The following is a 19,944-nucleotide window of genomic DNA, read 5'->3' as shown; positions in this document are numbered from 1 at the left end:
GCCCCGTACGGGTACTCGCCGGGTAGGGTGCGGCTCCATGGGTGGCGAGAGCACGACACGTACGGCTCCGCGCGGCGGCGGAGCGAGCAGGAGCCCGGGTGGCGGCCGGACCGGGGAGCGGCTGTCGGGCCTCGCCGTGGCGCTGGGTCTGGTGCTGTTCCTCGGCGGGTTCGTCTGGGGAGCGGTGGTCTACCGGCCCTACACGGTGCCGACCAGTTCCATGACGCCGACCATCGACGCCGGCGACCGGGTGCTGGCGCAGCGGGTGGCGGGCAGCGACGTGCGCCGCGGGGATGTCGTCGTCTTCAAGGACACGACCTGGGCCAACGCCCCGATGGTCAAACGGGTCGTCGCCGTCGGCGGTGACACCGTCTCCTGCTGCCAGAAGGGCAGGCTGAAGGTCAACGGCAAGGTGATCGACGAGCCGTACCTGCCCGCCGGTACGCCGGCCGAGAACGGCGACTTCCCGACCGTGACCGTCCCGGAGGGCCGCCTGTTCCTGCTGGGCGACGAGCGCGGCAACTCCCTGGACTCCACCGCCCACCTCACCGACGCGGCCGACGGCACCGTGTCGCGCGGTGCCGTGGACGGCCGCGTGGACGCCGTGGTCTGGCCGATGAACGGCATGCTGGAGCGGCCGACCGGCTTCGAGACGCTGGGCGGCCTCTCCTCGCCCGGCCCGCTGCGGACGGTCGTCGCGCTGGTGATCGCCGGGGCCGTGCTGATCCTGGGCGGCGCGGCGTACGGCCCTCTCGCCAAGCGGGCCTCCCGTTCTCGCGCCGCAGTGGAGCCGACCGGTGGCCGCTGAGGCGACCCCTGCGGGGCAGGACACCTACCGGGGCGGGCTGCGCAGGGTCGCCCGGGTCGTGCTGCTCGACCCGGAGGACCGCATCCTGCTGCTGCACGGCCACGAACCGGACGATCCGGACGACGACTGGTGGTTCACGCCTGGCGGCGGCGTGGAGGGGGACGAGACCCGCGAGGAGGCCGCCCGCCGGGAACTCCTGGAGGAGACCGGCATCACCGACATCGCACTCGGCCCGGTGCTGTGGCGGCGCAGGTGCTCCTTCCCCTTCGCGGGGCGCCGCTGGGACCAGGACGAGTGGTACTACCTGGCCCGCACCACCCAGACCAGGACCGAGGCCCTCGGCCTGACCGAGCTGGAGCGGCGCAGCGTCGCCGGAGCGCGCTGGTGGACGTGTCGGGAACTGACCCGGGCACATGAGACGGTGTATCCGACCAGACTCGCCGAGCTGCTGCGCAAGCTGCTCGACGAAGGTCCCCCGGCCGGGCCGGTGACCCTCGACACCGAAATCGTCTAGGGGCGCACGGCACTGGCGCACAATGGTGGGACCGCACGGCTGAAGGGGAACATGCCATGAGCGCCGAGGACCTCGAGAAGTACGAGACCGAGATGGAGCTGAAGCTCTACCGGGAGTACCGCGATGTCGTCGGCCTGTTCAAATACGTGATCGAGACCGAGCGGCGTTTCTACCTCACCAATGACTACGAGATGCAGGTGCACTCGGTCCAGGGTGAGGTGTTCTTCGAGGTCACGATGGCCGACGCATGGGTGTGGGACATGTACCGGCCGGCCAGGTTCGTGAAGCAGGTCCGAGTGTTGACGTTCAAGGACGTGAACATTGAGGAGCTGAACAAGAGCGACCTGGAGCTTCCCAGCGGTTGAAGTGCCGACGCGTGATCGACGGGTGCGGTCGGCTCGTGATCGACGGGTCTCGCTCGCGCGGGTGACGAGGTTGTCCACAGCCGTCCGGCCGTCCACCAAGATCCAATAGCTTGCTGAACCGCCCTCATCGTTGGCGCCGGAGGTGGTGCCGACATGAACGCACGAGGTGCGATGGGCAAGTACGGCGAGACCCTCGCCGCCCGCCGGCTGACCGGAGCCGGAATGAGGGTCCTGGAGCGCAACTGGCGCTGCGGCAGGACCGGCGAGATCGACATCGTGGCCCTCGACGGGGACGTCCTCGTCGTCTGCGAGGTCAAGACCCGCAGGGGCGGCTCCTTCGAACATCCGATGGCCGCCGTGACCCCCGAGAAGGCGGAGCGGCTGCGACGGCTCGCCGAACGCTGGATCCAGACCCACGGCGGAGCCCCGCCCGGTGGCGTCCGCGTCGACCTGGTCGGCGTGCTCCTGCCGCAGCGCGGCGCCCCGGTGGTCGAGCACGCCCGGGGGGTGGCGTGATGGGGTTCGCGCGTACGTGCTCCGTGGCGCTCGTCGGCGTCGAGGGCGTCGTGGTCGAGGTCCAGGCCGACCTCGAACCGGGCGTGGCCGCCTTCACGCTGGTCGGGCTGCCGGACAAGAGCCTGACGGAGAGCCGGGACCGGGTGCGGGCCGCGGTGGTGAACTCGGGCGCTCAGTGGCCGCAGAAGAAGCTGACGGTGGGGCTCAGTCCCGCGTCGGTGCCGAAGAGCGGCAGCGGCTTCGACCTCGCCGTCGCGGCAAGCGTCCTGGGCGCCTCCGAACGCGTCGACCCCCGGGTGCTCGCCGACATCGTGATGATCGGGGAGCTGGGACTGGACGGCCGGGTGCGGCCGGTGCGCGGCATCCTGCCGGCGGTCCTGGCCGCCGCCGAGGCGGGGTACGAACAGGTGGTCGTACCGGAGTGCGCCGCGGCCGAGGCGTCCCTCGTGCCCGGGGTGTCGGTGCTGGGCGTACGCAGTCTGCGCCAGTTGATCGCCGTCCTGGCCGACGAGCCGGTGCCCGAGGAGGAACAGGACCGGCAGGGCCGCCCCGACCCGCTCCTCGCCGGTCTGCGCATGCCAGGCACGGGCGCCGCCACCGGGATGCACAGCATGGGAGCGGCGCAGTACGACCACGGGCACGACCTCTCCGACGTGGTGGGCCAGGAGTCGGCGCGCACCGCGGTGGAGGTCGCCGCGGCCGGCGGCCACCACCTGTTCCTGGAGGGGCCGCCCGGCGCCGGGAAGACCATGCTCGCCGAACGGCTGCCCGCCATCCTGCCCCGGCTGTGCCGCGCGGAGTCGCTGGAGGTCACCGCCGTGCACTCGGTGGCCGGCCTGCTGCCCCCGGGCAACCCGCTGATCGACGTGCCTCCCTACTGCGCACCGCACCATTCCGCCACTATGCAGGCCCTCGTCGGGGGCGGCCCCGGCATCGCGCGGCCGGGAGCCGTCTCACTGGCGCATCGAGGCGTCCTGTTCCTGGATGAGACGCCGGAATTCAGCGGCCACGCGCTCGACGCCCTGCGCCAGCCGTTGGAGGCCGGGCACGTCGTCATCGCGCGCAGTGCGGGCGTGGTGCGGTTTCCGGCCCGGTTCCTGATGGTGCTCGCCGCCAATCCCTGCCCGTGCGGGCGGTTCACTCGGAAGGAGGACCTGTGCGAGTGCTCGTCCTCGGCGATCCGCCGCTACCAGGCCCGGCTGTCCGGTCCGCTGCTCGACCGGATCGACCTCCGGGTCGAGGTGGACCGGGTCACCCGCGGCCAGCTGACCGGTTGCGGCGCCCGGGGTGACGCCACCGTGACCGTCGCCGACCGGGTGGCCGCGGCCCGGCAGCGGGCGGTCGCACGCCTCGCGGGCACTCCGTGGCGCTCCAACAGCGAGGTGCCCGGCCGGGAGCTGCGCAGCCGCTGGCCTGCCGCGCCCGGCGCCCTGGAGGAGGCGGAACGCTGTCTGGAACGGGGCGTGCTCACCGCCCGCGGCCTCGACCGGGTCCTGCGCGTCGCCTGGACCGTGGCCGACCTCGTCGGCCACGACCGCCCCGACACGAGAGACGTCGCCCTGGCACTGCAACTCCGCACGGGGGTACCGCGGGGCGTCCCCATGGCCCTCGGAGCACTGACGTGAGCGGGGGCGGGCCCGTGCCCGGGGGCGACGCTGCCGGTGGAGGCGACGGCCGGGTGGCGGGGGACACCGTGCCGGGGGCTGCCGCCGTGGCCGCGAGCGAGGGTCTGGCCGGGGGTGGTCGCGTGTCCATGGGTGACGGTCGGGTGACGGGGGACACCGTGCCCGTCGCCTCCGGCGTGGCCGCGGGCGAGAGTGCGACCGAGGCTGCCGGTGTGGCCGTGCGTGCGGATGCGGGCGGGGGTGCCGCTGTGGTCCTGGGTGGCGCTGGGGCTGTGGACGCGGTCGTGCCTGCAGGGCCGGCTGGGGTGGCGGCTGTGGCTGCGGGTGTGGATCCGGGCCGACCGACCGGTGTGGCCGCGGGTGCGGATCGGGCCGGGGGTGCCGATGTGATCCCGGGTGCGGCTGGGGTGGCGGCCGTGGCCGCGGGCGTGGATCCGGGCCGAGTCGGTGATGTGGTCGTGCGTGACAATCCAGGCGGGGGCGCCGATGTGGCCCTGGGCGTGGATCCGGGCAGGGCTGCGGACGCGGCCGCGCCTGGAGAACCGGCCGGGGCGGCAGCCGTGGCCGTGGGTGAGGACCCGGGCCGAGCCACCGGTGTGGCGGTGGGTACGGATCCGACGCGAGCCGCCGGTGTGGCCGGGCGGGAGGTACCGGCCGGGGACGGTGGTCTGGAGGTGGGGGACGGGGAGTTGCTGGGGCGGGTCTTTCTGAGTCGGGTCATTGAGCCGGGGGACGAGACCGGTGGGCGTTGGGTGCGGGAACGCGGGGTCGCGGACGTGGTGCGGCGGCTGCGCCGGGGCGGGCGCCCCCTGCCGGGGGTGAGCGAGAAACGGTGGGCGGGGCTGTGCGCTCGGGCGGGCCGGGCCGATCCGCAGCGGGACCTGGCCGTCGCCCGCGCGGCCGGGGCGCGGTTCGTGATGCCGGGCACCGTCGAGTGGCCGGGGCAGCTCGACGACCTCGCGGACGCCCGGCCCCTGGGACTGTGGGTGCGCGGCAGGCCCAGCCTGCGCCTGTGGGCACTGAGGTCGGTCGCCGTCGTCGGCGCCCGCGCCTGCACCGAGTACGGCGCCCACATGGCGGCCACCCTCGCCGCCGGCCTCTCCGAACACGGCTGGGTCGTGGTGTCCGGCGGCGCCTACGGGATCGACGGAGCCGCCCACCGGGGCGCCCTCGGCGCGGGCGGCGCCACCGTCGCCGTCCTCGCCTGCGGAGTCGACCGCCCCTACCCACCCGGGCACACCCGGCTGATCACCAGGATCGCCGAACAGGGACTGGTCGTCGGAGAGCTGCCACCGGGCGATCACCCGACGCCGAGCAGATTCATCCTGCGCAACCGCGTGATCGCCGCGCTGACCCGGGGCACCGTGGTCGTCGAGGCCGCCTACCGCAGCGGCTCGCTGGTCACCGCGCGGGCGGCCCAGCGTCTCGGCCGGCACACGATGGGCGTGCCGGGACCGGCCACCAGCGCGCTGTCCGCGGGGGTGCACGAACTGCTGCGCGGCGACGCGGTGCTCGTCGGCGACGCGGCCGAGGTGGTCGAACTGGTCGGCGACATGGGGGAGCTGCCCCCGGAGCGCCGCGGGCCGGTCCTGCCCACCGACCTCCTGGAACCACGGACCCGCCAGGTGCTGGCCGCACTCCCCGCACGCGACGCCGCGACGGCGGCCGAGGCGGCACGCGCCGCCCAGACCACCGAGGACGACGCGATCGCGAGACTGTACGAGCTTCGAGCACTTGGTTACGTCGAACGACACGGCGACGGCTGGAAGTTGACACGCCAGGCGATGATCTCGGTCCGCGGCGGCGGGAGGCCATCCTGACGCAACGTGTTCGGCCGTCCGGGGGAACCCCGACGCCCGTGGGATTTCCGGCAGTTGAGGTATTCGAGTGATCACCCAGAGCGATCATCGTCCCCCCTGTTGAGCGTTCGGCGGAACGTATCTGCGTATGTTCCCCACCCGATGCTTCGCGCACCGCGACGGTCCAGTCACGCTACGCTCACAAGGGCCCCACGCAGACGGCCTACAGCAACGACGACCAGACCAGACCAGACCGGCGGCCTCAGACACCACATCACGGCAGAACGGCACTAGGCGACGAATGCCCCAGCACACCTCCGGGTCCGACCGGGCGGCCATCCCCCCAGCCGCCCGCGACGGTGGCAGCGTGCGACCGTCCGCCCCCTCGACGCTCGACGAGCTGTGGCGGTCGTACAAGGCGACGGGGGACGAGCGGCTGCGGGAACAGCTGATCCTGCACTACTCGCCCCTCGTGAAGTACGTGGCGGGCCGGGTGAGCGTGGGGCTGCCGGCCAATGTCGAGCAGGCGGACTTCGTCTCCTCCGGGGTGTTCGGGCTGATCGACGCCATCGAGAAGTTCGACGTGGACCGGGAGATCAAGTTCGAGACCTACGCGATCACCCGGATCCGGGGCGCGATGATCGACGAGCTGCGGGCGCTGGACTGGATCCCGCGGTCGGTGCGGCAGAAGGCGCGCAACGTGGAGCGCGCGTACGCGACGCTGGAGGCACGGCTGCGCCGCACCCCGTCGGAGAGCGAGGTCGCCGTGGAGATGGGGATCGCGGTGGAGGATCTCCATGCGGTCTTCAGCCAGTTGTCGCTGGCCAACGTGGTGGCCCTGGAGGAGTTGCTGCACGCGGGGAGCGAGGGCGGCGGCCGGCTGAGCCTGATGGACACCCTGGAGGACACCGCCGCCGACGACCCGGTGGAGGTCGCCGAGGACCGGGAGCTGCGGCGGCTCCTGGCGCGCGCGATCAACACGCTGCCCGAACGGGAGAAGACCGTCGTCACGCTGTACTACTACGAGGGCCTCACGCTCGCCGAGATCGGGAACGTGCTCGGGGTCACCGAGAGCCGGGTCAGTCAGATTCACACCAAGTCCGTCTTGCAGCTCCGGGCCAAACTGGCGAGTTTTGGCCGCTGACCTGGGCTTATGGCATGTGATCGGCCCCTTCGGTGAGCCGGTCGGCGCCCGTGCGGCGGGGTGGGTGACTCCCGTACGGCGTGACGCGTCCGTAAGGTGGTGACGTGCCAAGGATTCGAGCGGCCTCTGTGGCCGAGCACCGGTCGATGCAGCGTGCCGCCCTGCTGGACGCGGCACGCTCCCTGCTGTCCGACGGCGGAACGGAGGCGCTGACCTTCCCCGCCCTGGCCGAACGCACGGGGCTTGCCCGGTCGTCCGTCTACGAGTACTTCCGGTCGCGGGCCGCGGTCGTCGAGGAGCTGTGCGCCGTCGACTTCCCGGTCTGGGCCGCCGAGGTCGAGGCGGCGATGGAGCGTGCGGCGGGCCCCGAGGCCAAGGTCGAGGCGTATGTGCGCAAGCAGCTCGAACTGGTCGGGGACCGCCGGCACCGGGCCGTCGTCGCCATCTCCGCGAGCGAGCTGGACGCCGGCGCGCGGGAGAAGATCCGCGCGGCGCACGGCGGTCTGATCGCGATGATCGTCGAGGCGCTGGGGGAGATGGGGCACGCGGAGCCGAGGCTGGCCGCGATGCTGCTGCAAGGCGTCGTGGACGCTGCCGTACGGCGGATCGAGCTGGGAGCGGCGGAGGAGCCCCCGGTGATCACGGAGGCGGCGGTCTCCATGGCGCTGCGGGGCGTACGGGGCTGACGCCCGGGACCGGCCGGGGCCCCGGCGTTCACGAGGTGCCCGGCGTCCACGCCCCGGGCGCTCGCGGCCGGGCGGGCAGTGGGACGCCCAGGACGGGCAGGAGTCTGGACGGCCCTCCGTCCAGCAGCCACGGCGGGAGCAGGGACAGCGGGTCGAGGTAGACCTTGCCTCGCAGCAGGCCCCAGTGCAGGCAGGCCGCGCAGTGCGAGCCCGTCGCCTCGACCGTGCCGAGCACCTCGCCCGCCGCGATCTCGTCGCCCTCGCGCACCGACGCCGCGACCGGCTCGTACGTCGTCCGCAGGGGCGGGTCGCCCGTCCCCGCCAGTTCCAGCGAGACGACGCCTCTGCCCGCGACCCGCCCCGCGAAGAACACCCGCCCCGCCGCCACCGCCCGTAGCGGGGTCCCGCCCGGCGCCGCGAGGTCCACACCGCGGTGGCCCGGACCGTACGGGGTCGCCGGCGGTTCCCAGCCGCGCAGGACGGCGGGCCGGGTGCCGACCGGCCAGTGGCGGGCCACGGCCGGCACCGCCGGGTCCCGGCCCGGCACCGCGTCCGCGGGCGGCACCGGCACCGGCACCGTCGCCGCCCTTGTCGCCGACGCGGACTCCGCCGGCACCGGGCGTGGCGGTCCCGGGGCCAGGACCACCACCCACAGCAGCACCACCCACATGCCCGCACTCACACATCGCCTCGCTCGCATGCGAGAACCGTCCCGCATAGGGCCCCGCCGCCGCCCGGCCCTGTGGACCGCCTCCGGGTTGTGGACAGCCGCGTCACCCGGTACCCCGTGGGTCCCGTACACTTCTGATGGCGATCCGGGTCACCGGGTCGACTTCGCACGCCCCGGCACGAGGCCGTCAAAGACTCGTGTCAGCGCCCCTCGGTCCTTCGTGGCACGGCGCATCGCGGGCGTCAGGCGCGCAAGCCGTCCGGCCTGCGCGGCAACCGAGAAACTCGAGGAGATACGGCCATGGCCGTCGTCACGATGCGGGAGCTGCTGGAAAGCGGCGTCCACTTCGGTCACCAGACCCGTCGTTGGAACCCGAAGATGAAGCGCTTCATCTTCACGGAGCGCAACGGCATCTACATCATCGACCTGCTCCAGTCGCTGTCGTACATCGATCGCGCCTACGAGTTCGTCAAGGAGACCGTCGCCCACGGCGGCACGGTCATGTTCGTCGGCACGAAGAAGCAGGCGCAGGAGGCCATCGCCGAGCAGGCCACCCGCGTCGGCATGCCCTACGTCAACCAGCGCTGGCTGGGCGGCATGCTCACCAACTTCTCGACCGTCTACAAGCGCCTGCAGCGCCTGAAGGAACTTGAGCAGATCGACTTCGAGGACGTGGCCGCCTCCGGCCTCACCAAGAAGGAGCTGCTGGTCCTCTCCCGCGAGAAGGCCAAGCTGGAGAAGACCCTCGGCGGTATCCGCGAGATGTCCAAGGTGCCCAGCGCCGTCTGGATCGTGGACACCAAGAAGGAGCACATCGCGGTCGGCGAGGCCCGGAAGCTCAACATCCCGGTCGTCGCCATCCTCGACACCAACTGCGACCCCGACGAGGTCGACTACAAGATCCCGGGCAACGACGACGCGATCCGCTCCGTCACCCTGCTCACCCGCGTGATCGCCGACGCCGTCGCCGAGGGCCTCATCGCCCGCTCCGGTGCCGCCGGCGGTGCCAAGGGCGAGAAGGCCGCCGGCGAGCCGCTCGCCGAGTGGGAGCGCGACCTGCTCGAGGGTGAGAAGGCCGAGAAGAAGGCCGACTCCGCCCCCGCCGAGGACGCCGAGAAGCCCGCCGAGGTTCCGGCCGCCGAGGCCGCCCCCGCCGAGGCCCCGGTCACCGAGACGCCCGCCGCCGAGGCGCCCGCCGAGGCTCCGGTCACCCCGGCCGCCGAGGCTCCGGCCGCGGACGCCGAGCAGGCCTGACCCCTCACCACCTTCGGGTTCTGGACGGCGGGGGCCCACAAAGCCCCCGCCGTCCGGCCCGTAGATCTTCAGACTTCGAGAGAGATTCCGGAATCATGGCGAACTACACCGCCGCCGACGTCAAGAAGCTCCGTGAGCTGACCGGTGCCGGCATGATGGACTGCAAGAAGGCGCTGGACGAGGCCGAGGGCAACGTCGAGAAGGCCGTCGAGGCGCTCCGCATCAAGGGGCAGAAGGGCGTCGCCAAGCGCGAGGGCCGCTCCGCGGAGAACGGCGCCGTCGTCTCGATCATCGCCGACGACAACACCTCGGGTGTCCTCGTCGAGCTGAAGTGCGAGACGGACTTCGTCGCCAAGGGCGACAAGTTCCAGGACGTCGCCAAGACCATCGCCGAGCACGTCGCCAAGGCCGCCCCGGCCGACCTCGAGGCCCTCCTCGCCTCCGAGATCGAGCCCGGCAAGACCGTCCAGGCGTACGTGGACGAGGCCAACGCCAACCTCGGCGAGAAGATCGTCCTGGACCGCTTCGCGCAGTTCTCCGGCGGCTTCGTGACCGCGTACATGCACCGCACGATGCCCGACCTGCCCCCGCAGATCGGTGTCCTCGTCGAGCTGGACAAGCCCAACGCCGAGATCGCCAAGGGTGTCGCCCAGCACATCGCCGCCTTCGCGCCGAAGTACCTCTCCAAGGAGGACGTGCCGGCCGAGGTCGTCGAGTCCGAGCGTCGCGTCGCCGAGGAGACCACCCGCGCCGAGGGCAAGCCCGAGGCCGCCCTGCCGAAGATCGTCGAAGGCCGCGTCAACGGCTTCTTCAAGGACGCCACCCTGCTGGGCCAGCCCTACGCGCTCGACAACAAGAAGTCCGTCCAGAAGGTGCTGGACGAGGCCGGTGTCACCCTGAAGCGCTTCACGCGCATCAAGGTCGGCATCTGAGTCCGTACCGCGACGGACGCGCGACCCCGGTAGGGTCGACAGCAGTCGTCGGCGCCGTTCGCGCATGCCTGGGCGCACGCGCGCGTGGCGGCGGACGACAGCAGATCTGACGAGGAGGCCATTGCCGCGTATGGGATGCGAAACACGCCCCCACCGGCAGTGGCCTTCTTCGTGTGTGTGACCCACGTAGAAGAGGCGAGATCCATGAGCACCAAGGCCGAGAAGAGCGTCGACGGCAAAGTACGCGGCCGCTTCATGCTGAAGCTGTCCGGAGAGGCCTTCTCCGGCGGTGGGGGCCTGGGCGTCGACCCCGACGTGGTGCACGCCATGGCCCGCGAGATCGCGGCCGTCGTACGTGACGGCGCGCAGATCGCCGTCGTCATCGGCGGCGGCAACTTCTTCCGCGGCGCCCAACTGCAGGTACGCGGCATGGATCGCGCCCGCTCCGACTACATGGGCATGCTCGGCACCGTGATGAACTGCCTGGCCCTCCAGGACTTCCTGGAGAAGGAGGGCGTCGACTGCCGTGTGCAGACCGCCATCACCATGGGCCAGGTCGCCGAGCCCTACATCCCGCTGCGCGCCGTGCGCCACCTGGAGAAGGGCCGCGTGGTCATCTTCGGCGCCGGAATGGGCATGCCGTACTTCTCCACCGACACCACCGCCGCCCAGCGCGCCCTGGAGATCGACGCCGAGGCGCTGCTCATGGGCAAGAACGGCGTGGACGGCGTCTACGACTCCGACCCGAAGACCAACCCGGACGCCGTCAAGTTCGACGCGCTCAGCTACGGCGAGGTCATCACCCGTGACCTGAAGGTCGCCGACGCGACGGCCGTCACGCTCTGCCGCGACAACAGCCTCCCGATCGTGGTCTTCGAGCTTCTGAAGGAGGGCAATATCGCCCGCGCCGTCAAGGGTGAGAAGATCGGCACGCTTGTGGGTGACCACGGCAGCCGGGACTGACCGGAGAACACCCCGTCCGCGGACGCCGCCTGTCCGGGGGACGGACGGGACGGGGCCGGGCCGGGGGATGGACAATGTCCCGCCGGTCGGGAACCGTGCAGGAAGAACGCGACGCAGCCGGCCGCCGACCCGCCAGGGAACCGCAGCCGGGCCTACTCAAGACACGCAGGAGCAAGTGGTGATCGAAGAGACCCTCCTCGAGGCCGAGGAGAAGATGGAGAAGGCCGTCGTGGTCGCCAAGGAGGACTTCGCCGCGATCCGCACCGGCCGTGCGCACCCGGCGATGTTCAACAAGATCGTGGCCGACTACTACGGCGCGCTGACGCCGATCAACCAGCTGGCCTCGTTCTCCGTGCCCGAGCCGCGCATGGCCGTGGTGACCCCCTTCGACAAGAGCGCCCTGCGCAACATCGAACAGGCCATCCGCGACTCCGACCTGGGCGTCAACCCCAGCAACGACGGCAACATCATCCGGGTGGTGTTCCCCGAGCTGACCGAGGAGCGCCGTCGCGACTACATCAAGGTCGCCAAGAGCAAGGGCGAGGACGCCAAGGTCTCCATCCGCTCCGTGCGCCGCAAGGCCAAGGACGCCATCGACAAGCTGGTCAAGGACGGCGAGGTCGGCGAGGACGAGGGCCGCCGCGCGGAGAAGGAACTCGACGACACCACCGCCAAGTACGTCGCACAGGTGGACGAGCTGTTGAAGCACAAGGAATCGGAGCTGCTCGAGGTCTGATGAACGACTCTTCCTGGGGAGCGCCGCCACCGTCCGGGTACTGGGGGCCGTCCGACCGGGGACCTGTCCAGGGGGCTGCCCCGGCGGGTCCCGCCTACGATGCGCACCACGCGCAGCAGACTCGCCCCATGCCCATCGTGCCCGACGTACCCGATCACGGCGGAGACCAGGACGACGACCGGGGGACCGCTCGGCCGGGCGGTTCCCCGTACCGGGACGAGCCCTCGCGCGACCGGTACCCGCACGACCAGCCGTATCGCGACCAGAACCCGCCGGCGCAACCGTATGCGCCGGTGCCGCAGAATCCGGAGCCCATGCCCGACGCCCCGCAGCCGGCGCAGTCCCAGCCGCAGCCGCAGAAGAAGAGCGCGGGCCGTGACCTGGGTGCCGCGATAGGAGTCGGTGTCGGGCTCGGCGTGGTGATCGTCGCGTCGCTGTTCGTCGTCAAGGCCGTCTTCGTCGGCGTGATCGTGACCGCCGTCGTGGTGGGCCTGTGGGAGCTGACCAGCCGCCTGGAGGAGCGCAAGGGCATCAAGGCGCCCCTCGTCCCGCTGGCCATCGGCGGCGCCGCCATGGTGATCGCCGGGTATGCGCGGGGCGCCGAGGGCGCGTGGGTCGCCATGGCGCTCACGGCGCTCGCGGTCCTCGTGTGGCGGATGACCGAGCCGCCGGAGGGCTATCTCAAGGACGTCACCGCGGGCCTGTTCGCGGCCTTCTACGTGCCCTTCCTGGCCACGTTCGTCGCCATGATGCTGATGGCGGACGACGGCGCGTGGCGCGTCCTGGTCTTCCTGATACTGACGGTCGTCAGCGACACCGGCGCCTACGCGGTCGGCTGGCGCTTCGGCAGGACCAAGCTCGCCCCGCGCATCAGCCCCGGCAAGACCCGCGAGGGCCTGCTGGGAGCGGTCACGTTCGCGATGGCGGCGGGCGCGCTGTGCATGCAGTTCCTGATCGACGACGGCGCCTGGTGGCAGGGCATGCTGCTCGGCCTCGCGGTCTCCGTCAGCGCCACGCTGGGCGACCTCGGCGAGTCCATGATCAAGCGGGACCTCGGCATCAAGGACATGGGCACGCTGCTGCCGGGCCACGGCGGCATCATGGACCGCCTGGACTCGCTGCTGCCGACGGCGCCGGTGGCCTGGCTGCTGCTGGTGATCTTCGTCGGTTCGGGTTGACGGTCATCAGGTAGCCTGAAAGGGCCTGCGGCGTCTGGCCGCGGGCCCTTCCGCGCATCCCCGCCGACGCGGGGATGACCCAGCGAGGTCTCCTGGCTTCGGCATGGCTGTGCCGTCCTTCCCCCCGAGCGGGGAGTGTTGCCACAGGCCCGCCGTCCTTGAGGAGTTGTCCGACCGTGGCCCGTCCAGCCCCCGGTGAGCTGACCTTCGCCGCGCCCCGCGGAGCGAAGCGGCCGCCGCGGCACCTCGCCGACCTCACGCCCGCCGAGCGCAAGGAGGCCGTCGCCGCGATCGGCGAGAAGCCGTTCCGCGCCAAGCAGCTCTCGCAGCACTACTTCGCGCGGTACGCGCACGACCCCGAGCAGTGGACCGACATCCCGGCCGGCTCCCGCCAGGGGCTCCAGGAGGCGCTGCTGCCCGAGCTGATGACGGTCGTGCGGCATCTGTCGACCGACGAGGGCACCACCCGCAAGACCCTGTGGAAACTGTTCGACGGGACGCTCGTCGAGTCCGTCCTCATGCGCTACCCGGACCGGGTGACCATGTGCATCAGCTCCCAGGCGGGCTGCGGCATGAACTGCCCGTTCTGCGCCACCGGGCAGGCGGGCCTGGACCGGAACCTGTCGACGGCCGAGATCGTGCACCAGATCGTGGACGGGATGCGCGCGCTCAGGGACGGCGAGGTCCCGGGCGGGCCGGCGCGGCTCAGCAACATCGTGTTCATGGGCATGGGCGAGCCCCTCGCCAACTACAACCGGGTGGTGGGTTCCATCCGCCGGCTCACCGACCCCGAGCCGGACGGGCTGGGGCTCTCCCAGCGCGGCATCACCGTCTCCACGGTCGGTCTCGTCCCGGCGATCCACCGCTTCACCGGCGAGGGCTTCAAGTGCCGCCTCGCCATCTCGCTGCACGCCCCGGACGACGAGCTGCGCGACACCCTCGTCCCCGTCAACACCCGGTGGAAGGTGCGCGAGGTGCTGGACGCCGGATTCGAGTACGCGGCCACGTCCGGGCGCCGGCTGTCGATCGAGTACGCGCTGATCCGGGACATCAACGACCAGGCCTGGCGCGGTGACCGGCTCGGGCGGCTGCTCAAGGGCAGGCCCGTGCACGTCAACCTCATCCCGCTCAACCCCACGCCCGGCTCGAAGTGGACCGCCTCGCGGCCCGAGGACGAGAAGGCGTTCGTGGAGGCGATCGCGGCGCACGGTGTACCGGTGACGATCCGGGACACCCGTGGACAGGAGATCGACGGGGCGTGTGGTCAGCTCGCCGCGAGCGAGCGGTAGCCTGAGCGGCGTCAGTACATCTTCATATCCACTTCATATCCACATCTTCATATTCCGACAGGGGAGCGCCACAGCGCTGAGAGTGCGGCACCGGCCGCAGACCCTCCGAACCTGGCCCAGGTCATTCTGGGTAGGGAGATCGGTCACCACTCGAGCTGTTGCGCCCTGCCCGGGACCCTCACCAGGGGCTCCGGGCGGGGCCGCGTCTTCTCCTGGTCACCCAGGAGGAATTCAGTGAGCATCACCAAGAAGGCCACCGCCCTGGCCCTCGGACTCGGCCTGGCCGGGGGCCTGGCCGCCTGCGGATCGTCGTCCGACGGCGGGAGCGGGGACTCGGGCGACTCCAAGACCGTGACCCTGGTCAGCCACGACTCGTGGGCCGCGTCCAAGGACGTCATCGCCGCCTTCGAGAAGAGTTCCGGCTACCGGGTCAAGGTGCTGGAGGACGGCGACGCCGGGCAGGCCGTCAACAAGGCCGTCCTCACCAAGGACAACCCCCAGGGCGACGTGTTCTTCGGCGTCGACAACACCCTGCTGTCCCGCGCGCTCGACAACGGGCTGTTCCAGCCGTACGAGGCGAAGGGCTCCGACCTGATCCGTCCCGAGTACCGGACCGACCAGGACAAGCACCGGGTCACGCCCGTCGACACCGGTGACATCTGCGTCAACTACGACAAGGCCTACTTCGCCAAGCACCGGCTCAGCCCGCCGGACTCCTTCGACGACCTGGCCAAGCCGGAGTACAAGAACCTGCTCGTCACCGAGAACGCGGCCAGCTCCTCGCCGGGCCTCGGCTTCCTGCTCGGCACCGCCGCCGCGTACGGCGACGACGGCTGGCAGGACTACTGGAAGAAGCTCAGGGCGAACGGCGTCAAGGTCGTCGACAGCTGGGAGCAGGCGTACAACGAGGAGTTCTCCGGTTCGTCCGGCGGCAGGAAGGCCAAGGGCGACCGCCCGCTCGTCGTCTCCTACGCCTCCTCCCCGCCCGCCGAGGTGATCTACGCCGACCCGCAGCCGGCCACCGCGCCGACGGGCGTCGCCACCGGCACCTGCTTCCGCCAGATCGAGTACGCCGGTCTGCTCGACAACGCCAGGAACCCCGAGGGCGGCAAGGCACTCCTCGACTTCCTCATCGGCAAGGAGTTTCAGGACGACATGCCGCTGAACATGTTCGTCTACCCGGTGCGCGAGGGCGCGCGGATCCCCGAGGCGTTCGAGAAGTTCGGGCCGCAGGCGAAGGACCCGCAGACCATGGACCCGGCGAGGATCGCCGACCACCGCGACCAGTGGGTCAAGTCGTGGACCTCACTCGTACTGAAGTAGGCGGGGCGAGGGCCGTGCGCGGCGCGGCGCGGCTGGGCCTGATGGCCGTGCCCGTCGCGTTCTTCGCGGTGTTCTTCGCCTACCCCGTCGCCGCGATCGTCGCACGCGGACTGCGGGTCGACGGCGCCTGGCGGTTCGGGCGGATCGGCGACGTGCTCGCGCAGAGCGACGTGCGGCACGTGCTGTGGTTCACCACCTGGCAGGCGCTGGCCTCCACCGCGCTCACCCTGCTGATCGCACTGCCCGGCGCCTATGTCCTCGCCCGGTTCGACTTCCCCGGCAGGCAACTCCTGCGGGCCGTGGTCACCGTGCCCTTCGTGCTGCCGACGGTCGTCGTGGGCACGGCGTTCCTGGCGCTGGTCGGGCGCGGCGGACTGCTCGACGACCTGTGGGGCGTACGCCTGGACACCACCGTGTGGGCGATCCTCCTCGCACACGTCTTCTTCAACTACGCCGTCGTCGTGCGCACCGTCTCAGGACTGTGGTCGCAGCTCGATCCGCGGCAGGAGGAGGCCGCGCGGACGCTGGGCGCCTCACGGCTCAAGGCCTGGCGGCAGGTCACCCTGCCCGCGCTCGCACCCGCCGTCGCCGCCGCCGCGCTGATGGTGTTCCTGTTCACCTTCACCTCCTTCGGCGTCGTCCAGATCCTCGGCGGGCCCACCTTCTCCACGCTGGAGGTGGAGATCTACCGGCAAACGTCCCAGGTCTTCGACCTGTCCACGGCCGCCGTGCTGACGCTGATCCAGTTCGCCGCGGTGGCCGCGGTCCTCGCCGTGCACGCCGGGACGGTACGGCGGCGGGAGACGGCCCTTCGGCTGGTGGACGCGGCCACGACCGCGCGCCGGCCCCGCGGCACCGGCCAGTGGGCGCTGCTGGCCGGAGTCCTGGTCAGCGTCGCCGTGCTGCTGGTGCTGCCGCTCGCCGTCCTTGTCGAACGGTCGCTGGGCGCACCCGGCTTCGGCTACTACCGGGCGCTGACCCGCGCGGACGGCGGCACCTTCCTCGTCCCGCCGATCGAGGCGATCGGCAACTCCCTCCAGTACGCCCTCGCCGCCACCGCCATCGCCGTGGTGATCGGCGCGCTGGCGGCCTCCGCGCTCGCCCGGCGTGACGCGGGCCGCCTCGTGCGCGGCTTCGACGCGCTGCTGATGCTGCCGCTCGGGGTGTCCGCGGTGACGGTCGGCTTCGGGTTCCTGATCGCGCTGGACGAACCCCCGCTGGACCTGCGCTCCTCCTGGATCCTCGTGCCGCTCGCCCAGGCCCTGGTCGGCGTCCCCTTCGTCGTACGGACCATGCTGCCGGTGCTGCGGGCGGTGGACGTACGGCTGCGGGAGGCGGCGGCGGTGCTCGGGGCCTCGCCGTGGCGGGTGTGGCGGGAGGTGGACCTGCCGATGGTGCGGCGGGCGCTGCTGGTGGCGGCCGGGTTCGCCTTCGCGGTGTCCCTCGGGGAGTTCGGGGCAACCGTGTTCATCGCCCGGCCCGACAACCCGACGCTGCCGGTCGCCGTGGCCCGGCTGCTGAGCCGGCCCGGCGACCTGAACTACGGGCAGGCGATGGCCCTTTCGACGATTCTGATGCTGGTGTGCGCCGTGGCCCTCGTGGTGCTGGAGCGGCTGCGGACCGACCGGAGCGGGGAGTTCTAGCGATGCTGCTGAGCCTTGAGGGCGCGACCGTCCGCTTCGGCGGGCGGGCGGTGCTCGACGCCGTCGACCTGGACGTCGCCGAGCACGAGGTGGTGTGCGTGCTCGGTCCGAGCGGCAGCGGCAAGTCGACGCTGCTGCGGGCGGTCGCCGGACTTCAGCCGTTGGACGAGGGGCGGGTGACGCTGGACGGGCGGGACCAGGCCGGAGTGCCCGCGCACCGGCGCGAGGTCGGCCTGATGTTCCAGGACCACCAGCTCTTCCCGCAGCGGGACGTGGCCGGAAACATCTCCTTCGGACCTCGGATGCGTGGCGCCTCCCGGGCCGAACAGCATGGCCGGGTGGGGGAGTTGCTGGAGCTGGTCGGGATGACGGGCGCCGCCCGCCGGTCGGTCGCCGCGCTCTCCGGCGGTGAGCAGCAGCGGGTGGCGCTGGCCCGCGCCCTCGCGCCCCGGCCGCGGCTGCTGATGCTGGACGAGCCGCTCGGCCAGCTCGACCGCTCGCTGCGGGAGCGCCTCGTGGTGGAACTGCGGGAGCTGTTCGGCCGGTTGGGCACCACCGTGCTCGCCGTGACGCACGACCAGGGCGAGGCCTTCGCGCTCGCCGACCGGGTCGTGGTGATGCGGGACGGGCGGATCGCCCAGTCGGGGACGCCTCTTGAGGTGTGGCAGCGGCCGGCCGACGCGTTCGTGGCCCGCTTCCTCGGCTTCGACAACGTGGTCGGGGCGACCGTCGCCGGGCAGGCGGCGGACACCCCCTGGGGCAAGGTGCCGGTCCCGCAGGACGCCCCCCAGGGGACGCGCACGGTGCTCGTGCGGCCGTCCGGGGTCCGTGTCGTCCCCGCCGACGCGGGCCTGCGCTGCACCGTCGCCGCCCGCACCTTCCGGGGCACCCATGTCGCCGTCCACCTCCAGCCCGAGGACGCGCCACGCCTGGAGGCGGCGTGCGCGCTGCGGGCGGCTCCGGAGGTGGGGGACACGGTCGGCGTGGAGTTCGACGCGACGGAAGTCGTCGTCCTGGGCTGACACGGTCGAGGCTCCCGGTGGCCGGAAGGCCGTGTACGGGTGGGACGAGACGACGATGGCCCGTCCCCCGCCGGGGACGGGCCACCGTTGTCACGGCAACCGGGGCGTCAGCTCGCGCTGTTCGCTCCGCGACGGCGCAGGCCGAAGAAGACCGCACCGCCACCGACGACGACCAGGGCCGCCGCGATGCCGGCGATCATGCCGGTGTTGGAGTTCGCACCGGTCTCGGCGAGGTTGGACTCACCGACCGCCGGGGAGGGAGCGTTGTTGTCCGGCACGGCCGCCGGCGCGGTGCTCTCGCTCTCCGCCGGTGCCGGGGCGGAGGTGGACGGCTCGGGAGCCGGCGTCTCCGTCTCCTCGGCCGGGGTGGAGGAGCTTTCCGACGGGGTCGGAGTCGGCGTGTCCTCCGACTTGCAGGCGGTCGACGGGGTCACGAGGTTCGGCTTGATGTCCTCGTCGACGTAGCGGTCGGCCTTGACGTGGATGCGGTACTCGGCCTTCGGCTTCCAGTCCGCGGCGAAGGTGATGGTGCTGCCCGCGCGCGAACCCTTGACGGTCTGCTCGCCGACCTTCTCCGCGTCGGCACCGTTGTTCTGCAGGTACACGGTGACGACGGCGGGGATGCCGGCGGGGTCCACGTCGGTGACGGTGATGACACCCTTGTCGCCGTCGCACGTGGCGTCGGCGGAGAACTCGCTGATGTTGCACGCGAGGGCGTTGCCCGCGGCGCCGAGGGCCAGGGCCGCCGAGGCGGCGACGACGCCGAGAGCGCGGACGCTACGGCGTGACGCCGTGCGGTTGAGTATGGACAGGACTGCCACGTTTGTCCTTTACGGGAGCGCAGATGGGGGGTGGGCAGGGTACCGACACCCGATGACACGGCATCAGTACACCCATGAGCCTCACTGGTTTATAAGCGGTGCATAAGCAGTGTCAACGCATATGCCGGCCAAGGACGTTGACTTTGCCGTCTTATTAACCACCGGGACGTTTCAGCGCTCCCGGACCCCGACTCAGCCCTGGACGGCCGCCGGGTCCGTCCACACGACCTCCCAGGTGTGACCGTCGAGGTCGTCGAAGGCACGGCCGTACATGAAGCCGTGGTCCTGGGTCTCGCCGCTGACCGAGCCGCCGGCCGCGACCGCCTTCTCGACCAACTCGTCCACCTTCTCACGGCTCTCGGCGCTCAGTGCGAGCAGTACCTCGCTGGACTTCGTCGAGTCCACGATGTCCTTCTTCGTGAACTCACGGTACTTCTGCGGCGTGTGCAGCATCACGACGATGGTCTCACCGAGCGGAACGGAGGCGGTGGTGTCGTCGCTGAACTGGGCGTTGATCTCGTAGCCGAGCGCGGTGAAGAACTTCCTGGAGGCGTCGAGGTCGTTGGTGGCCAGGTTCACGAAGATCATCTGCTGGTACATGGGGTCTCTCCTGTCGGGCTTGCTGCTCCGGTCATGCCGTTCGAGGGGGTAGACAC

Annotated in this window: 20 protein-coding genes and 1 riboswitch; of the genes, 17 read left to right on the top strand and 3 right to left on the bottom strand. The window is 71.6% G+C overall.

Features of this window, described 5'->3' with window-relative positions; translation table 11 throughout:
* Nucleotides 1-37: 37 nt before the first annotated feature.
* From lepB to AC4IHM_RS08665, 8 genes are all read left to right on the top strand, one after another.
* Complete coding sequence (lepB, locus tag AC4IHM_RS08700) at nt 38-808, top strand: signal peptidase I (RefSeq protein ID WP_490866501.1); 771 nt, start codon at nt 38-40, stop codon at nt 806-808.
* Entirely contained in the window at nt 798-1,322 is a 525-nt protein-coding gene (locus tag AC4IHM_RS08695) for an NUDIX hydrolase (protein ID WP_490866500.1), read from the top strand. The genes lepB and AC4IHM_RS08695 overlap by 11 nt, the downstream gene beginning before the upstream one ends.
* 56 nt (nt 1,323-1,378) lie before the next feature.
* Nucleotides 1,379-1,687: a DUF2469 domain-containing protein gene (locus AC4IHM_RS08690; RefSeq protein ID WP_018544766.1), complete on the top strand. Its 309-nt coding sequence runs from the start codon at nt 1,379-1,381 to the stop codon at nt 1,685-1,687.
* A gap of 153 nt (nt 1,688-1,840) precedes the next feature.
* Nucleotides 1,841-2,203 carry a YraN family protein gene (locus AC4IHM_RS08685; RefSeq protein WP_490866499.1) on the top strand — a complete coding sequence of 121 codons (363 nt, stop codon included), beginning with the start codon at nt 1,841-1,843 and terminating at the stop codon, nt 2,201-2,203.
* The gene (locus AC4IHM_RS08680) at nt 2,203-3,828 is read left to right on the top strand and encodes a YifB family Mg chelatase-like AAA ATPase (protein ID WP_490866498.1); all 1,626 of its coding nucleotides are present in this window, start codon (nt 2,203-2,205) and stop codon (nt 3,826-3,828) included. The genes AC4IHM_RS08685 and AC4IHM_RS08680 overlap by 1 nt, the downstream gene beginning before the upstream one ends.
* 632 nt (nt 3,829-4,460) lie before the next feature.
* A complete protein-coding gene (gene dprA, locus AC4IHM_RS08675; protein WP_490870789.1) occupies nt 4,461-5,648 on the top strand; it encodes a DNA-processing protein DprA in 1,188 nt (395 codons plus the stop codon).
* A 280-nt stretch (nt 5,649-5,928) separates the two neighbouring features.
* Entirely contained in the window at nt 5,929-6,771 is an 843-nt protein-coding gene (gene whiG, locus AC4IHM_RS08670; protein ID WP_490866497.1) for an RNA polymerase sigma factor WhiG, read from the top strand.
* Between the two features lie 128 nt (nt 6,772-6,899).
* Nucleotides 6,900-7,457: a TetR/AcrR family transcriptional regulator gene (locus AC4IHM_RS08665; protein WP_490866496.1), complete on the top strand. Its 558-nt coding sequence runs from the start codon at nt 6,900-6,902 to the stop codon at nt 7,455-7,457.
* 28 nt (nt 7,458-7,485) lie between these two features.
* On the opposite strand, the gene AC4IHM_RS08660 is transcribed toward AC4IHM_RS08665, so the two are convergent.
* A complete protein-coding gene (locus tag AC4IHM_RS08660) occupies nt 7,486-8,157 on the bottom strand; it encodes a murein hydrolase activator EnvC family protein (protein WP_490866495.1) in 672 nt (223 codons plus the stop codon).
* A gap of 270 nt (nt 8,158-8,427) precedes the next feature.
* Between AC4IHM_RS08660 and rpsB the strand changes: the two genes are divergently transcribed.
* The 9 genes from rpsB (at nt 8,428) to AC4IHM_RS08615 (ending at nt 18,467) form a co-directional block, all read left to right on the top strand.
* Nucleotides 8,428-9,381 carry a 30S ribosomal protein S2 gene (gene rpsB / locus AC4IHM_RS08655; RefSeq protein ID WP_490866494.1) on the top strand — a complete coding sequence of 318 codons (954 nt, stop codon included), beginning with the start codon at nt 8,428-8,430 and terminating at the stop codon, nt 9,379-9,381.
* A gap of 95 nt (nt 9,382-9,476) precedes the next feature.
* Entirely contained in the window at nt 9,477-10,313 is an 837-nt protein-coding gene (gene tsf / locus AC4IHM_RS08650) for a translation elongation factor Ts (protein ID WP_490866493.1), read from the top strand.
* Nucleotides 10,314-10,517: 204 nt separating this feature from the next.
* Nucleotides 10,518-11,276: a UMP kinase gene (pyrH, locus tag AC4IHM_RS08645; RefSeq protein ID WP_490866492.1), complete on the top strand. Its 759-nt coding sequence runs from the start codon at nt 10,518-10,520 to the stop codon at nt 11,274-11,276.
* 178 nt (nt 11,277-11,454) lie between these two features.
* Nucleotides 11,455-12,012, top strand: coding sequence for a ribosome recycling factor (gene frr / locus AC4IHM_RS08640; RefSeq protein ID WP_490866491.1), 558 nt, complete (start codon nt 11,455-11,457; stop codon nt 12,010-12,012).
* On the top strand, nt 12,012-13,190 hold the full coding sequence (locus tag AC4IHM_RS08635; RefSeq protein WP_490866490.1) for a phosphatidate cytidylyltransferase: 1,179 nt from the start codon (nt 12,012-12,014) through the stop codon (nt 13,188-13,190). Before frr ends, AC4IHM_RS08635 begins: the two co-directional genes overlap by 1 nt.
* 176 nt (nt 13,191-13,366) lie before the next feature.
* Nucleotides 13,367-14,479 carry a dual-specificity RNA methyltransferase RlmN gene (gene rlmN / locus AC4IHM_RS08630; RefSeq protein ID WP_490866489.1) on the top strand — a complete coding sequence of 371 codons (1,113 nt, stop codon included), beginning with the start codon at nt 13,367-13,369 and terminating at the stop codon, nt 14,477-14,479.
* A 49-nt stretch (nt 14,480-14,528) separates the two neighbouring features.
* A riboswitch (TPP riboswitch) is annotated at nt 14,529-14,634 on the top strand.
* A 79-nt stretch (nt 14,635-14,713) separates the two neighbouring features.
* On the top strand, nt 14,714-15,802 hold the full coding sequence (locus AC4IHM_RS08625) for a thiamine ABC transporter substrate-binding protein (protein ID WP_490866488.1): 1,089 nt from the start codon (nt 14,714-14,716) through the stop codon (nt 15,800-15,802).
* A gap of 41 nt (nt 15,803-15,843) precedes the next feature.
* A complete protein-coding gene (locus AC4IHM_RS08620) occupies nt 15,844-17,445 on the top strand; it encodes an ABC transporter permease (protein ID WP_490870788.1) in 1,602 nt (533 codons plus the stop codon).
* A 2-nt stretch (nt 17,446-17,447) separates the two neighbouring features.
* Nucleotides 17,448-18,467, top strand: a complete 1,020-nt coding sequence (locus AC4IHM_RS08615) for an ABC transporter ATP-binding protein (RefSeq protein WP_490866487.1) — start codon at nt 17,448-17,450, stop codon at nt 18,465-18,467.
* Between the two features lie 107 nt (nt 18,468-18,574).
* Here the strand turns inward: AC4IHM_RS08615 and AC4IHM_RS08610 are convergent, their stop codons facing one another.
* The gene (locus tag AC4IHM_RS08610; RefSeq protein ID WP_490866486.1) at nt 18,575-19,288 is read right to left on the bottom strand and encodes an LAETG motif-containing sortase-dependent surface protein; all 714 of its coding nucleotides are present in this window, start codon (nt 19,286-19,288) and stop codon (nt 18,575-18,577) included.
* Nucleotides 19,289-19,480: 192 nt separating this feature from the next.
* Nucleotides 19,481-19,888: a VOC family protein gene (locus tag AC4IHM_RS08605; protein ID WP_490866485.1), complete on the bottom strand. Its 408-nt coding sequence runs from the start codon at nt 19,886-19,888 to the stop codon at nt 19,481-19,483.
* Nucleotides 19,889-19,944 lie beyond the last annotated feature (56 nt).

It is taken from the genome of Streptomyces sp. SL06 (genome assembly GCF_058244745.1).
Note: the sequence above shows the minus strand (reverse complement) of the source record. Positions and strands in the feature narration are given on the sequence as shown.